Source organism: Micromonospora sp. PRAS1 (assembly GCF_059553435.1).
In genome coordinates this window covers 229740-243811 of the sequence record NZ_JCANNB010000005.1, presented here as the reverse complement: position 1 = coordinate 243811, position 14072 = coordinate 229740, and the positions used below count along the sequence as shown (strand labels likewise).

The window sequence follows — 14072 nt, the reverse complement described above, 5'->3', positions numbered from 1 at the left end:
AGGGCGCCCCTGCTATACACCAGGCGTTAAAAGGGGGCCCTTCCTTACACGCCTTACACGCCTTACACGTCTTGCGCGCCTTGCGCGCCTTACGCGTCTTGCGCGCCTTGCGCGCCTTACGCGTCTTGCGCGTCTTGGGCGGTTTGGGCGCGGGTGTGGAGCAGCTGCTGCACGTCGGCGATGTCCTTGGGCGAGGTACGGGCGGCCAGCCAGTACATGATGCCGGTGGGGATGAAGAAGAGCTGGAACGCGGCCAACCCGACCGCGTAGTTCAGCGGCGGCGGGAAGGCCGCCCGCAGGGCATGGAAGGCCACCCCGACCAGGCCGTTGCCGGCCGCCCGGCCCACCCCGTTGACCAGGTTGCCCAGGCTGTAGACGGTGCCCCGGTGCTCGGGCGGATTCGCGTCGGCGATCAACGCGAACCAGTTCGGCGAGTTGGCCGAGGTCAGGGCCAGTGCGAGCAGCGCGGTGAGCAGGCTCAGCCCGACGGTGGGCTCGGTGAAGACGCTGCTCAGTACCGCCCGTACCACCGCGCCGGTGCCGGCGCCGTCGGGCACGTCGATGCGGATCGGCACGAAGAAGAGCACCAGGTAGAACGGCAGCGCGGCGAGCACGCCGATCGCCGCGACCAGCGCCCGGCCCGAGGGCGTACGCCGTTGCAGGGCGTCGCCGACCAGCCCGCCGACGATGGAGAGCACCCCGCCGAGCTGGAACAGGGTGGCGAAGACGCTGCCCACCACGATCGCCGTCGCCGATGAGTACCCCTGGTCGCGGGCCCGCTCGGCGAAGAGCACCGGCAGCCAGACCAGCGAGCCGAAGGCGGCCTGCGCGGTGAGGCCCTGCAGGATCAGCCAGCGGTTGGTCCGGCGGCCGAGGATGGTGGGCAGGTCGGCGCGGCTGATCCGGTAGTCGTACTCGGCACCGGTGGCCAGCGCGCCGGCCAGTTCCGGTTCGCTCTGGCCCCGCCGGATGTCGTAGGTGAACAGGTACGCCGCCGTGGCGGCCAGGCCGACGACGGTGAGCAGCAGGAACGGCCGGCGCCAGTCGACCGCACCGAGCAGCCCGCCGACCAGCGTGCCGGCCAGGGTACCGGCGCCCTGGGAGAGCCCCCAGAAGCTCATCACCAGTCCCCGCCGCCGGGGCGAGATCAGGTCGGTGACCACTGAGAAGCCGACCGAGCCGACCGCGCCCAGCCCGATCGCCGCCAGCAGCTGCGCGGCGAGGAAGGTCGGATAGTTGCCGGCGAGCCCGCTGCCGCCGGTGCCGGCCGCCCAGAGCAGGGTGCCGATCATGAGCAGCGGCTTGCGGTTGGTGCGGTCACCGAAGTACGCCCAGCCGACCGCCGCCACCGCGCTGACCAGGAAGCTGACCGCGGTGACCAGGCCGAGCAGGCGCTGCGGCACCGCGAAGGACTCGGCGATCGCGCCGTAGAGCGGCGGCACCAGACCGATCGCCACGTTGTCCAGCGAGGCGAGCAGCACGAACACCACGACGCTGTAGAACCGGTGCGCGGCATTCCCGCCCCATCCCCGCGCGGGTCCGCCCCTGCTCAAGGTCATGCGGGCAGCCAACCAGGGCCGGATAACAGGCCGATCACCGGGTCGACGCCGCGCCCGGCCGGACGCGGCGTCGAGCCCGGCACCGGTTCACCCCTGGGTCGGCCGGTCCAGGTGGCGTTCCCGGGCCTGCGCGTAGCGCTCCCGGATGGCGGCCACCGGTGCGGCGGCGTGCTCCTCGGTGCCGGCCGGTGTCCAGGACGGCGGCTCCGACCCGCCGAGGGCGAGCCAGGCGGCCTGGCGGGCGGCACCGTCGGCGACGTACTCGCCGGGCGGCGGGACGACCACCGGGCAACCGAACACCTGCGGCGCGATCCGGCGTACTGCGGCGGAGCGGGCCCCGCCACCGACCAGGATCACCCGGCGGACGGTCGCGCCCTGGGCGGCCAGCGCGTCCAGCCCGTCGGCGAGCGCGCAGAGCATCCCCTCGACCGCCGCCCGGGCCAGGTGGGCCGGGGTCGAGGTACGCAGGGTCAGCCCGTGCACCGAGCCGGTCGCGTCCGGCCGGTTCGGCGTCCGCTCGCCCTCCAGGTACGGGACCATGACCAGCCCGTCCGCGCCGGCCGGCGCGGAGAGGGCCAGCTCCGCCAGCTCGTCCAGTCCCACCCGGAGCAGGCCGGCGGCGGCGTCCAGCACCCGCGCCGCGTTCAGCGTGCAGACCAGCGGCAGGAACCGGCCGGTCACGTCGGCGAAGCCGGCGACGATGCCGCTCGGGTCGGCCGCGGGTGTGTCCGCGACGCTGAAGACGGTGCCGGAGGTGCCGATCGAGACCACCACGTCGCCGGGGCGCGCGCCGACGCCGAAGCCAGCGGCGGCGTTGTCACCGGCGCCCGGGCCGAGCAGCGCCCCACCCGGGCCGGCCGCCGCCCCACCGACGCCCAGGGCCGCCGGATCGAGGTGGCCGGCGGTCTCGGCTGGGCCGAGCACCGCCGGCACCCGCAGCCGCCGGCCGAAGGCCTGCTCCAGCAGGTCGAAGCGGTACTCGCCGGTGGCCGGCGACCAGTAACCGGTGCCGCTGGCGTCGCTGCGGTCGGTACGCAACGCGTCCAGCCCGGGTGCGCCGGCCAGCCGCCAGGTGAGCCAGTCGTGCGGCAGGCAGACGGCGGCGACCCGGTCGGCGTTCGCCGGCTCGTGTCGGGCCAGCCAGCGCAGCTTGGTCACGGTGAAGCTGGCCACCGGCACGCTGCCCACCGCGTCGGCCCAGTACTTCCCACCGCCGGCCTCCGTCACCAGGTCGGCGGCGGCGTCGGCGGAGCGGGTGTCGTTCCACAGCAGGGCCGGGCGGACCACCTCGCCCGCCTCGTCCAGGCAGACCATGCCGTGCTGCTGGCCGGCGACGGAGACCGCGGCGACCTCGGCCAGCCCACCGGCGGCGTCGACCGCCGTGCGGAGGGCGGACCACCAGGCCGCCGGGTCGACCTCGGTGCCGTCCGGGTGCGGGGCCCGGCCCTGCCGGACCAGGGCGCCGGTCTCCGCGTCCCGGACGACCACCTTGCAGGACTGGGTGGAGGAGTCCACTCCGGCGACGAGCGGCATGCCGACCGCCTCAGCGCGCGCCGAGCACGTGCTCGACGGCGAGTTGGTTGAGCCGGATGAAGCCGAAGCCCTTGGCGGCGGTCGCCTCGACGTCGAAGTTCTCGAACGCGGCGGTGTCGGCGAGCAGCTCACTGTAGCCCTCGCCGTCGCCCAGGGTCGGCACGCCCAGCTCGGCCACCTTGCTCGCGGCCAGCGCCTCGGCCACCTCCGGGTCGGCCCGGAACGCCGCGGCGCGCTCCTTGAGCAGCAGGTAGGTACGCATGTTCGCCGCCGCCGAGACCCAGACTCCGTCGATGTCCTCGGTCCGGGACGGCTTGTAGTCGAAGTGCCGCGGCCCCTCGTACGCCGGGCCACCGCCCGGTGCGCCGTGCTCCAGCAGGTCGACCAGGGCGAACGCGTTGAGCAGGTCACCGTGGCCGAAGACCAGGTCCTGGTCGTACTTGATGCCGCGCTGGCCGTTGAGGTCGATGTGGAACAGCTTGCCCTGCCAGAGCGCCTGGGCGATGCCGTGGGCGAAGTTCAACCCGGCCATCTGCTCGTGGCCGACCTCCGGGTTCACGCCGACCCGCTCCGGGTGGGCGAGGGTGGAGATGAAGGCCAGCGCGTGCCCGACGGTGGGCAGCAGGATGTCGCCGCGCGGCTCGTTCGGCTTCGGCTCCAGCGCGAAGCGCAGGTCGTAGCCGCGGTCGATGACGTACTGGCAGAGCAGGTCCACCGCCTCGCGGTAGCGCTCCAGCGCGGCCTGCACGTCCTTGGAGAGGTCGTACTCGGCACCCTCCCGGCCGCCCCACATGACGAAGGTCTTGGCACCCAGTTCGGCGGCGAGGTCGACGTTGCGCAGCACCTTGCGCAGCGCGTACCGCCGCACGTCGCGGTCGTTGCTGGTGAAGCCGCCGTCCTTGAAGACCGGCTGCTGGAAGAGGTCGGTGGTGACCATCGGCACCACCAGGCCGGTCTCGTCGAGCGCCTTGCGGAACCGGGCGATCTGGGCGTCGCGGGTGGCCGCGTCGGCGCCGAAGGGAATCAGGTCGTCGTCGTGGAACGTGACACCGTACGCGCCCAGTTCGGCGAGCCGGTGCACCGACTCCACCGGGTCCAACGCCGGGCGGGTGGCGTGACCGAACGGGTCTCGGCCCTGCCAGCCGACCGTCCAGAGCCCGAAGGAGAACTTGTCGGCAGGGGTGGGACGGGGTGCCATGGCAGACCTCCGGTGGTGTCGTCCGCTATTTGTTCAGTGGTTGAATTAAATGGCTGCGATGTGGCACTGTCAAGGGGTGAACGCAACCGCAGCCCCGGCCGGCGCAGTGCGGCAGGGCAGCCTGCGCGAGCTGAACCTCGCCCTCGTGCTCGGCCGGATCGCCGCCGCGTCGCGCCCGCCGTCCCGGGCCGCGCTGGCCACCGAGACCGGCCTGACCCGGGCGACGGTCTCGGCCGTGGTGGAGGATCTCGTGGCCGGCCGGCTGGTCACCGAGGCGGAGCCGACACCCCGCGCCGGCGCCGGCCGGCCGGCCCGTGGGCTGGTGCTCGCCGGTGACGGCCCGGCCGGGCTCGGCCTGGAGATCAACGTCGACTACCTGGCCGCCTGCGTCGTCGACCTGGCCGGCACGGTGCGGCACCACGTGGTGCACCGGGCCGACCTGCGGCCCGTCAGCGCGGCCGACGCGCTCGGCCGGCTGGCCCGGCTCGCCGCCGGTGCCCGCGCCGCAGCCGACGCGCAGGGCCTCATCCTGGCCGGTGCCGCCCTCGGGGTACCCGGGTTGGTCGACGCGGCCGGTCAGGTCCGGCTCGCGCCGAACCTGGGCTGGCGGGACGTGCCCGTGCCGGAACTACTCGCCGGCCATCCACCGCTTACCGAGTCCGTCGATGGCGTGCCCGCCCTGGTGGTGGAGAACGAGGCCAACCTCGCCGCCCTGGCCGAGCTGCACGCGGGCGCCGGGCCGGGCAGTTTCCTGCACATCTCCGGTGAGGTCGGCATCGGGGCCGGGATCGTCCTCGACGGGGCCCTCTACCGGGGCAGCCGCGGCTGGAGCGGCGAGATCGGCCACATCCCGGTCCGCCCCGACGGCCCGCCCTGCCGCTGCGGCGGCCGGGGTTGCCTCGAACGCTACGCCGGGCAGGAGGCGATCCTCTCGGCAGCCGGGCTGGTCGGCGCCGACCTCCCGGCGGACACCGCGCCGACCCGACTGGTCGAGCTCGCCGAGGCCGGCGCGGTCGCCGTGCTGGACGCGCTGCACGAGGCCGGTACGGCGCTCGGCGTCACCGCGGCCAGCGTGGTCAACCTGCTGGACCTCGACACCGTGGTCCTCGGCGGCGGGTACGCCCCGCTCACCCCGTGGCTACGCCCACCGATGCTCGCCGAGATCGACCGCCGGGTGCTTACGGCGGCCTGGTCGCCGGTCACCGTCCGGCCGGCCACCCTGGGCGCCACGGCCGCCGTGGTCGGCGCGGCCGGATCGGTGGTACGCCGGATCATCGCGCGCCCCGCCGGCTGGCTAGCCCGAGCCTGACGGCCCCCGGGTCCGGTTCCCAGCCGGGCGGCTCCGGCTCGGCGGGCGTGCCCTGAAACGCCTCGGTACTCTTGCCCGGGAGCAATCAACCGTCGACTTCGAGGAGTGCAGCACCGGCATGCGCACAGGCCGACAGCGCAGGGCGCACGGCGACCGCCGGTGACCAGCACCCGGGAGGGCGCGGTCGCCGGGCTCACCGGCAGCGGGCGGACGGGTGTCCGGCCGCCCCGTTCCACGCCGCCCGTCGACGCCGTCCTGGCGCGGGAACTTCTCGACGGGCTCGCCGAGGCGGTGCTGACCACCGACGACGCCGGGTTGGTCGTACTGCGCAACGCGCCGGCCGCGGAGTTGCTCCCCGAACTCACCGCCGGCACCGATCTGACCTCCTGTCCGGTCTCCGCCCTGGCGGCGGCGGTCGTCGACGGGGCCGGCGCCTTCGAGGGCGAACACCGCCAGCGGCGGCTGCGCGGCGTACGCCGTACGCTCTCCGGCGGCGGCTCGGCCTGGTACGTGCGCGACGTCACCGACGAACACGGCCGCGTCGAGGCGCTGCTGGCCGAGCGGCGGCGCACCGCCTTCCTGGCCCGCGCGGGCCACCGGCTCGGATTGGCGCTGCACCGGGCCCAGGCCCTGCGGGCCGCCGTGACGCTGCCCGTGCCGTTCCTGGCCGACCTCGCCCTGATCGTGCACCTGCCGGTGCTGCCCAGCGACCACCGGCCGCACTGGATCCGCCACACCGACCAGGAGCCGGAGCCGGTGGAGGGCGTCGCCGACTGGACGCTCACCACCGCCGTACCCGGGCTCGCCGAGGCGCTCGGCGGGGCGGCCACTCCTGCGGTGCCGTGGCCGACGGGGGCGCGCGACGGCCTGGCCGTCCTCCCGGCGGGCTTCGACCCGGCCGCGACGCTGCTGGTCAGCCCGATGCCCGGCGCCGGACGCGTGGCCGGGGCCCTGGTGCTGCTGCGGCGCGCCAGCTTCGAGCCGCGCGACGTCGAGCTGGCCCGCGAGTTCGCCGCCCGGGCCGGTGCCGCGCTCACCCTCGCCGAGCTGTACGACGAGCAGGCCCAGCTGACCCGGGTGTTGCAGACCAGCCTGCTACCGCCGCAGTTGCCCCGGCTCACCGGCCTGGACCTCGCCGGTGGCTACCGCGCGGCCGGTGACAGCCTGCGCATCGGCGGCGATTTCTACGACGTCCTCCCGACCACCGGCGGCGCGCTCTTCGCCCTCGGCGACGTCGCCGGCAAGGGGGTGGCCGCAGCTGTGCTCACCGGGCGGGTCCGTCAGTCGTTGCAGACGCTGCGGCTGGTCGAGCAACGCCCACGGGAACTGCTGGAACTGCTCGACCGGGCACTGTTGAACATGCCGGGTGCCACCCGGCGCAGCCAGTTCGCCACCCTGCTCCTCGGCACGCTGCACCCGGAGCCGGCCGGCGGGTTGCGGGTCCGGGTCGCCGGCGGTGGCCACCCGGCCCCCGTCGTGCTCGGCGGCGACGGCACGGTGACTCCGGTGCGGGTGGGCGGCATGCCGGTGGGGGCGGTGCCCGCGGCCCGGTTCACCGAGGCCGCGCTGCGGCTCTCCGGGGACGACGTGCTCTTCGCGCACACCGACGGCGTCACCGAGGCGTGGGGCGGGCCGCAGGGCACGGAGATGTTAGGCGAGCGACGCCTGCACCAGGCGCTCAGCGAAGCCGCCGGGCTGCGCCCGACCGCCCTGGTCGACCGGATCCTCCACCTGCTCGACGAGTGGTGCGGCGGGCATCGGCACGACGACGTCGCGATGCTGGCGGTGGCCCCGACCCGCGCCTGAACCCGGTCACCCGTCGCGTGCGGCCTGGTCACCCCTCGCGTACGGCCTGATTACCCGTCGCGGTGCGGTTCCGGGCCGGCGGGCCGTGGGGCGCTGCCGGCAGGCTGGCGGTCAGGCCGTCCGCCCCACCGCGGTCTCCCCCGCCGACCAGCTCCGCAGCGGCGGCTGGTCGGAGCCGCTGCGGGCCTCCGGCAGCGGCGTCGGGTGGGGCTCTTCCTCCTCCGGCTGGGGCACCAACGGTGACACCGGCTGGACGACCCGCGCGCGAGCCGCCTCGTCGAACTCCTGGAGCCCACGCAGCAGCGCCCGACGCCCCTCGGGCGTCATGTCACCCAGGATCTCCGCCAGGTGCTGCCGGCGATCGTCGCGCAACTCGGCGAGGAGCCGACGGGCCTCGGCGGTCAGGTGCAGGGAGATCTCCCGCCGGTCCGCCCGGCCGGGCTCGCGCTCCAGCATCCCGGCGGCGACCAACCGGTCGCAGAGCCGGCTGGCCGAGGAGAGCAGCATGTCCAATCCGGCGGCCAACCGGCGCAGGTTGATCCCGTCCTGCCGCTCGACGAGCATGACGGCACGAAGCTGGGCGGTGGAGATCCGGTTCGCCGTCCGCTCCCGGGCACCGTCCCAGACGGTCAGCAGGGCGCTTGCCGCACTGTCCAGCTCGGCAGCCATACTCATCTCGGGTCCTGGTGGACCATGCAGTTCCGCCATGGTGGGCCTGAGCGTACTCCGATTCTGTCGACGGATGGGCTTGTGATCAAGGAGAGGCCATGAGCGAGCCGGTTGACCGGGCCCGTGCCACCCTGCTCGCCGCCCCGGTAGACCTCCTGATCAGGCGCGTCGCGACGCTGCTGGAGCGGGAGTACGACATCACCGAGACCGAACTCCTCCAGGTCGACTACCGGCTGGCGGCGTTGCTGCCGCTCAGCGGCGGGGAAGAGATCCGGACGCCGGGACACCCCGCCTGGCGCTGCTTCGACCATCAGCAGCCGGTGTACGCCGACGGCACCGGCTACCTGCCGGTCAGCATGCGCGGGGAACGGCGTGGGGTGCTCAGGGTGGCCAAGGTCGCCGACGAGGGCCAGCTGGCCGGCCTGTCGGGGATCGCCACCGCACTGGCGCACGAACTCGCCGCCGTCGACCCCGGCACCGACGTGTACCGCGTCGCCCGGCGCAGCCGGCGCCTCACGCTCGCCGCCGAGGTGCAGTGGGAACTGCTCCCCGGGCGCAGCCGGACCCGGCCCTCGTTCAGCCTGGCCGGGCAGCTGGAACCGGCGTACGCGGTGCGCGGCGACAGTTTCGACTGGTCCGACGACGGCGAGCAGGTCTGGACCGCGACGATCAACGGAATGGGCGAGGGCGTCGCCGCGTCGATGCTCACCACCCTCGCCACCTGCGCGCTGCGCAACGCCCGCCGGGCCGGCATCTCACTGGCCGACCAGGCCGCTCTGGCCGACCAGGCGATCTACGACCTGCACCGGGGCAAGCAGCACGTCTCCACCCTGCTGCTCCAGCTCGACCTGCGCAGCGGACTGCTCACCGCAGTCGACGCCGGCTCGCCCCGACTCGTCCTGCTGCGCGCCGGCGAGGTCAGCGTGCAGGCGCTGGAGGCTCAGTTCCCGCTCGGCATGTTCGAGGGGACGCACTACCGCGACCAGCACATCCAACTTGAGCCTGCCGACCGGCTCTTCATGATCAGCGACGGCGTGCTCGAGGCGACCGGACAGAACGTGCGGTACGGCGAGACCGCGCTGGACCGGATGTTGCGTCGTACCGCGCCGATGAGCCCGCTGGACGCGGTGCGCTCCGTCCTCGGCGACCTGCGGGCCTTCGTGGCCGGTGACCTGACCGACGACGCCGTGGTGGTCTGCCTGGACTGGTTCGGACCGCAGGCCGAACCGGGCCATCAGCCAGCTTGACCGCGAGCAGCCCGCCAGGCGTGTTCAGTACGCGCCCCGACCGTTGACCACCGCGCCGACGGTCTTCCAGAGGATGCTCAGGTCGGCCGCCAGGGACCAGTTCTCCACGTAGTAGAGGTCCAGCCGGATGCCGTCCTCCCAGCTGAGGTCGGACCGGCCACTGACCTGCCAGAGGCCGGTCATCCCGGGCTTGACCAGCAGTCGGCGGGCCACGTCGCCGTCGTAGCGGGCGACCTCGGAGGGCAGCGGCGGTCGCGGGCCGACCAGGCTCATCTGGCCCCGTACGACGTTCAGCAGCTGCGGAAGCTCGTCCAGCGACCACTTGCGCAGCAGCCGGCCGACCCGGGTGACCCGGGGATCGTCCCGCATCTTGAACATCAGGCCGTCGGTCTCGTTGCGGGAGACCAACTCCGCCAGGAGCGCGTCCGCGTTGGTCACCATGGTCCGGAACTTGAAGACGGCGAACTCCCGGCCGCCCTGCCCGACCCGGATCTGCCGGAACAGCACCGGCCCCCGGCTGTCCAGCTTGACGGCGAGCGAGATGACCAGCAGCAACGGCAGTAGCAGGGCGAGCGCGAGCAGCGAGCCCGACCGGTCGACGAAGCCCTTGACCAGTTGGCGTGGCCCACGGAACTCCGGCGCCTCCACGTGGATCAACGGCAGGCCGGCGACCGGCCGGGTGTGGATGCGCGGACCCGCGACGTCGGTCAGCGCCGGGGCGAGCACCAGGTCGATGCCGGTGCCCTCCAGTTGCCAGCCGAGCCGACGCAGCCGGGTGGCGGTGAGTTCGCCGGAGGCGGTGACGGCCACCGTGTCCGCGCCGATCGTCTCGGCCGCCTCGGGGATACCACGGAACGAGCCGACCACCGGTACGTCGCCGAGCCGCTGGGCCACCGGGGCCAGCAGGCCGTCCGGGATGCACGCGCCCACCACCTGGTAGCCCGCGTACGGCTCGCGCCGCAGGGTGTGCACCAGGTCGAGCACGTGCGTCGCGTCGCCCACCACAAGCACCCGCCGTGACCAGCCACTGCCCCGCGACCGGGCCCGGTGCAGGCGCTTGCGGGCGGCGAACCGGGCCGCCTCGAGACCGATGGTGCCCACCGCGAACGAGATCGCCAGGAAACCCCGGGAGACACCGACGTCGGCCACGTAGCCGGCGATGGCGACCGCGCCGGCCAGCCGGAGGCTGGCCATGCTCACCCGGCGGTACTCGTCCGCGCCGTAGCCGATCACCCGGTTGTCGTAGCAGCGCATGACCTTGAGGCTGACCAGCCAGGCCAGGACGAGCCCCGGCGCGAACAGGACGTACGGCACGCCGCTCGGCGTGGAGTCACCGAACCGGGCCGCGTAGCCGATGAGCACCGCGACGGTCAGGACGCTGGTGTCCAGCACGACCAGGCTGCGGACATAGCTCCGCTGGTCGCCACGGACGGACGCGAAGGACGAGGCGCCCTCCGGCCGCGATGGCGATCTGGCGGGGGTCAATAGCGTCGTCGAGGTCACCAGGCCTCCCACATCGCTCGCCGACGGCAGGAACCCGCCCCGGTTCCGGGGCGAATCCACCGGTGCACGACGACATCCTGCCCTGACAACTATCGCCGCCGATTGCGTCCGACTTATTGCCGTCACTTTCCGAGGCGGCGGAACACCAAAAAGGGCCGGTGGTACCGGTTCTTCCGGTACCACCGGCCCATTGCCAGCGCGGTCAGTTCAGGCAGGTGCCTTCCGGAGCGCGATGGCCCGGAGGAAGATATCGCTGATCTTGGTGGGGTCGGCGGCGATGAAGGCACCACCGCCGGCGCTCTCCGCGATCGTGTCCAGCTCCGCCTTGCTGACCTCGGTGCCGATGCCGATGATGATCACCTGGATCGGCTGGTCCGGATCCTTGAGCTGCTCCAGCTCGGCGAGTAGTTGCCGCTGCGAGATGCCGTCCTCGTCCTCGTTCTTGCCGTCGGTGAAGAGCACGATCGAGTTGACCTTGCCCGGCTCCCAGCTCTGCTGGACGTCCTTGTACGCGGCCAGCAGCGTGTCGTACAGGCCGGTGTCACCGCTCGAGGAGACGACCGTGTCAAGCGAGCGTTCCAGGGTGCCGCGCTGCCGCGACAGCGGCCCGATGGGCACCACCTCGCGGTAGTCGCGGGAGCCTTCGAGCTTGGTCGAGAACGTCCAGAGGCCGATCGACCAGGAGTCGTCGAAGAGATTCAGGCCGCGCCGGGCCGCCTCCGTGGTGACCTGCTGACGGGTCGCGCCGTTGGCGGTCGGAACGGGCTTCTTCATGGATCCGGAGACGTCGATGATGCAGAGCATCCGGCCGGAGAGGGTCGCGATGGACCAGCTGGAGACGGCGCGTTCCACCGCGTCCGGCGCCAGTCCGCCGGCAGCGACCCCGCCCTGCGGAGGCGGCGCCGCCGAGGCGTCACCGCCCGCCGGGCTCGGTGCGCCCTGCGGGGGTTCGAAGCCGTCGCCCCAGTTGCCGTCCGGCGCCCGCAGCGACTGCGCGGCCAGCCGGTTCTTGAATGCGGGCGTGGTGAGCGCCTCGAACAGCACCCGCGCGGCGGAGGCCTTGGCCGGCTCGATGCCGGGCAGCACCGCGTACGGGTAGTCCAGCGGCAGCGGCGCCGGCTTCAGGTAGAGCGCAGCCAACGGCACGGGCGGCTTCTTGGCGTTGTACTCGATGACGTCTTCCTCGGACAGTGCGGCCGCGCCGAGCGCGCTGGCCAGCGTCGTACCGTCCGTGGCGGTCGGGAACTTGGCGAGCAGGTCCTGCCGTAGCGCCGAGGCCCCCGAGGCCAGGGCACGCAACGCGCCGATGCGGTCCTGCTCGGCGGTGGCACCGCCGGTGGACGCGGCGGCCGTCATCAGCGAGAGCAGGCCGGACAGGCCGGCGGCGTCCCGGGTCGGCTCGACGATGCCGGTCTTCAACGGCCGGTCGCTGTTCACCCGGGACAGCAGGTCAGTCCAGCCCAACTCCTTCTGCGGCCAACCCAGCCGAGCGGCGATCGGCTCCGGCATGGCGACGACCACCGGGCTGCTCGCGATGGAGGCGCCGTTACCCGGTTCGAAGGCCGCAGCGCCGCCGGTCTTGAGCCGCAGCAGCCAGGTCGACGAGTCCGGGATCCAGACGTCGGGGCTCACCGCCGTGCCGCTGGCCTGGCCCACGCCGGCCAGGGTCGCACCGTGCTTGGCCGCCACCACCGCAGCCACCTCGACCGGGTCGGAGGCCGCCACGGTCACGTCGATGCAGGTCCCGTCGACGAACGCGCCCTTCTCCTCCCAGTCGGAGGCGGCCTCGTCGACCGCCGGCGCGAGTTCGCTCGCCACCGCCACCGACAGTTCGATCTTGCCGGAGCAGTCGGGTCCGGCGAGTTGGCGGTAGCCGACCCACCCCCCTGCCGTGACGACGAGAACACCGACCGCAGCTGCGGCGGCGGCACCGTGAATACCTGAACGCATGCGATGGCGGCCTGCTGACACGCTGACCATCTTGCGGACCCGACCGAGTGACTGCCATGGCCGTTCGGTCGAAAGTTACAGAGGAGAAACAGTTCACCCTGATTTAGTAACGCTGAGTGACGCATCAGCATCGCAATGTAGGTGTATCAATGTCCAACGCCCACGATCAGGGCAGAACGCAAGTTGGACTCGGAATTTCCAGCGGCTCGCCGACCGCGACCGGCACGCCGGTGGCCTGGTCGACCCGGAAGGTACGCACCATGTCGGCCCGCTCGTCGGCGACGTAGAGGTGCTCCCCGATCAACACGAAGTGCCGGGGCCACTCGCCACCGGTCGCCACCTCGTCGACCAGTTCCGGCAGACCGGACCCGAGCGCGAAGACGGCCAACGTGCCCACGCCCCGATTGGCCACGTAGAGGAAGCGACCGTCGGCACCGACGGCGATCTCCGAGGGCTGGACGTGCCCGGCCCGTTGACTGGCGTCGACCCGACCCAGCTGGTGCAGTGCACCGTCGTCGGTCAGCTCGTAGGCCAGGACCGACCCGTCCAGCTCACCCGCGACGTAACCGCGCCGCCCGTCCGGGTGCCGGGCCAGATGCCGGGGCCCGGTTCCCGGCGCCGTACGCACCCGCGGCGCCCGGGGCACAAGTCGGCCGGAGGCGGCGTCCAGGTCGTACCGGTAGATCGAGTCGGTGCCCAGGTCGACCGCGAGCAACGGCTGGTGCCCCGTCCCCGGCGAGACCATGTGCGCGTGCGCCCGCTCCTGCCGCTCGGGGTCGGCACCGTGCCCCTGGTGCTCGACCAGGTCGGTACGCTCACCGGGTACGCCGTCGGCAGCCAACGGGAAGACCGCCACGCTGCCGCCACCGTAGTTGGCTACGAACAGGTGCCCGCCGTCCGCGGCGACCGACAGGTGGCACGGCTCCGCGCCACCTGTCGGCCACGAGCCGATCGCCGTCAGGGCGCCGTCGTCCGCCACCCGCCACGCGCTGATCTCACCGCTGGGCAGTTCGTTTGCCGCGTACAGGACGGGTCGGCTCGGATGGCGGGCGAGGAAGGAGGGCGACGCGGTCGCCGCGACCGTGCCCAGCGAGGTCAGCTCGCCGGTCTCCGGGTCCCGCCGGGCCGCCACGATGCCGGTGGCGCGCCCCCCGCTCTGCGCGGTGTACCCACCGATGTGCACGACCTCGCCTCGACCTGCCACTGCCTCCGCCTTCCGCCGATCCTGACTCGATCCCACCAGATCCCTTCCCCCGACACCTGTGGGTTAGGCCTGCCATCCTCGCCGGTGCCGCGAC

The 14072-nt window shown here is 73.2% G+C and carries 10 protein-coding genes; 3 read left to right on the top strand and 7 right to left on the bottom strand.

Going from position 1 to position 14072, the window contains the following annotated elements; all coding sequences use genetic code 11:
* Window positions 1-116: 116 nt before the first annotated feature.
* From AC507J_RS07670 to xylA, 3 genes are all read right to left on the bottom strand, one after another.
* The gene (locus tag AC507J_RS07670) at window positions 117-1559 is read right to left on the bottom strand and encodes an MFS transporter (protein WP_496288363.1); all 1443 of its coding nucleotides are present in this window, start codon (window positions 1557-1559) and stop codon (window positions 117-119) included.
* Between the two features lie 87 nt (window positions 1560-1646).
* Window positions 1647-3092, bottom strand: coding sequence for a xylulokinase (gene xylB, locus AC507J_RS07665; RefSeq protein WP_496288362.1), 1446 nt, complete (start codon window positions 3090-3092; stop codon window positions 1647-1649).
* A gap of 10 nt (window positions 3093-3102) precedes the next feature.
* Window positions 3103-4290 carry a xylose isomerase gene (xylA, locus tag AC507J_RS07660; RefSeq protein ID WP_496288361.1) on the bottom strand — a complete coding sequence of 396 codons (1188 nt, stop codon included), beginning with the start codon at window positions 4288-4290 and terminating at the stop codon, window positions 3103-3105.
* Between the two features lie 49 nt (window positions 4291-4339).
* Between xylA and AC507J_RS07655 the strand changes: the two genes are divergently transcribed.
* Together AC507J_RS07655 and AC507J_RS07650 are read left to right on the top strand one after the other, a co-directional pair.
* Window positions 4340-5599: an ROK family protein gene (locus AC507J_RS07655; protein ID WP_496288360.1), complete on the top strand. Its 1260-nt coding sequence runs from the start codon at window positions 4340-4342 to the stop codon at window positions 5597-5599.
* A 159-nt stretch (window positions 5600-5758) separates the two neighbouring features.
* Entirely contained in the window at window positions 5759-7405 is a 1647-nt protein-coding gene (locus AC507J_RS07650) for a PP2C family protein-serine/threonine phosphatase (RefSeq protein WP_496288359.1), read from the top strand.
* 111 nt (window positions 7406-7516) lie between these two features.
* Here the strand turns inward: AC507J_RS07650 and AC507J_RS07645 are convergent, their stop codons facing one another.
* Window positions 7517-8080, bottom strand: coding sequence for a MarR family winged helix-turn-helix transcriptional regulator (locus AC507J_RS07645; RefSeq protein WP_496288358.1), 564 nt, complete (start codon window positions 8078-8080; stop codon window positions 7517-7519).
* Window positions 8081-8172: 92 nt separating this feature from the next.
* On the opposite strand from AC507J_RS07645, the gene AC507J_RS07640 reads away from it, so the two are divergent.
* Window positions 8173-9321: a PP2C family protein-serine/threonine phosphatase gene (locus AC507J_RS07640; RefSeq protein ID WP_496288357.1), complete on the top strand. Its 1149-nt coding sequence runs from the start codon at window positions 8173-8175 to the stop codon at window positions 9319-9321.
* Window positions 9322-9345: 24 nt separating this feature from the next.
* Here the strand turns inward: AC507J_RS07640 and AC507J_RS07635 are convergent, their stop codons facing one another.
* The 3 genes from AC507J_RS07635 to AC507J_RS07625 form a co-directional block, all read right to left on the bottom strand.
* Complete coding sequence (locus AC507J_RS07635) at window positions 9346-10824, bottom strand: sugar transferase (protein WP_496288356.1); 1479 nt, start codon at window positions 10822-10824, stop codon at window positions 9346-9348.
* Window positions 10825-11031: 207 nt separating this feature from the next.
* On the bottom strand, window positions 11032-12795 hold the full coding sequence (locus AC507J_RS07630; RefSeq protein ID WP_496288355.1) for a substrate-binding domain-containing protein: 1764 nt from the start codon (window positions 12793-12795) through the stop codon (window positions 11032-11034).
* 145 nt (window positions 12796-12940) lie between these two features.
* Window positions 12941-13978: a lactonase family protein gene (locus AC507J_RS07625; protein WP_496288354.1), complete on the bottom strand. Its 1038-nt coding sequence runs from the start codon at window positions 13976-13978 to the stop codon at window positions 12941-12943.
* Window positions 13979-14072 lie beyond the last annotated feature (94 nt).